Origin of the sequence: Protofrankia sp. Cr1 (assembly GCF_963555865.1) — a bacterium.
Taxonomy (GTDB): domain Bacteria; phylum Actinomycetota; class Actinomycetes; order Frankiales; family Frankiaceae; genus Protofrankia.
The window spans coordinates 2,104-2,755 of record NZ_CAUVXO010000403.1 but is presented as its reverse complement, the minus strand read 5'-3'; the positions used below and the strand labels follow the sequence as shown (position 1 = coordinate 2,755).

At 66.3% G+C, this 652-nt stretch carries 2 protein-coding genes; both read left to right on the top strand.

The features are described 5' to 3' along the window. Nucleotides 1-261, top strand: a 261-nt coding sequence (locus tag U9980_RS22380; RefSeq protein ID WP_322769733.1) for a hypothetical protein, incomplete at its 5' end; no start/stop codon positions are given. Then, nucleotides 261-491 (top strand): type II toxin-antitoxin system HicA family toxin, encoded by a 231-nt coding sequence (locus tag U9980_RS22375; protein ID WP_322769732.1) that lies wholly within the window; start codon nt 261-263, stop codon nt 489-491. The genes U9980_RS22380 and U9980_RS22375, both read left to right, overlap by 1 nt. The last annotated feature ends 161 nt before the right edge of the window (nt 492-652 follow it).

The window sequence follows — 652 nt, the reverse complement described above, 5'->3', positions numbered from 1 at the left end:
GGCCCGGCACGGACCGCCTCACCCGATGCTGGCGCGCGGCGTATCGTGATGGCCATGGGCCGAGTGGCGCACATCCCATACGCGGTCGGGCAGGACGAGGACGGTGTCTGGTGTGCCCACGCCTACGTCGGTCGCGTCGGGTGCAACGGCAACGGGGATACTCGGGAAGAGGCGCTGGCAGATCTGCGTGATGCCGTCGTCATGGTCCTCGAGGACGATGGTGCTCCAGAGGAGTTCGCCATCATGGTCGACGTTGCTTGATGCTGCCGGTCCCGGCGGTTCCCGGCAAGGACGTCGTCAGAGCGCTGCAGAAGGCGGGCTTTGAGCTGGTCCGTGTCAAGGGCAGTCATCACCGGCTCCGTAACCCTGACCCCGCTGGGCACGATGTCACGGTTCCCGTTCACGCCGGCCGCGACGTTCCCAGGGGCACTCTTCGCCAGATACTCGTGGATGCGGGCCTGACCATGGAAGACTTGCGGGCGCTGCTGTAGGCCCTAATTGGGGCCCAGGGTGCGGGTGATGCCGGCGGCGATGGTGGTCGCGAGAATCCAGCCTGCGGCGATGAGACCGTAGGCCAACCATGCCAGCGCGCCGTGTGGGTCGAATGCGTTTTGCTGCCCGAAGTCGATGACGGGGATCAACAGGTCGATGG

Coding starts and splice junctions, on each gene's coding strand:
- U9980_RS22375 (WP_322769732.1), top strand. CDS start 261: ATGCTGCCGGTCCCGGCGGTTCCCGGCAAGGACGTCGTCAGAGCGCTG.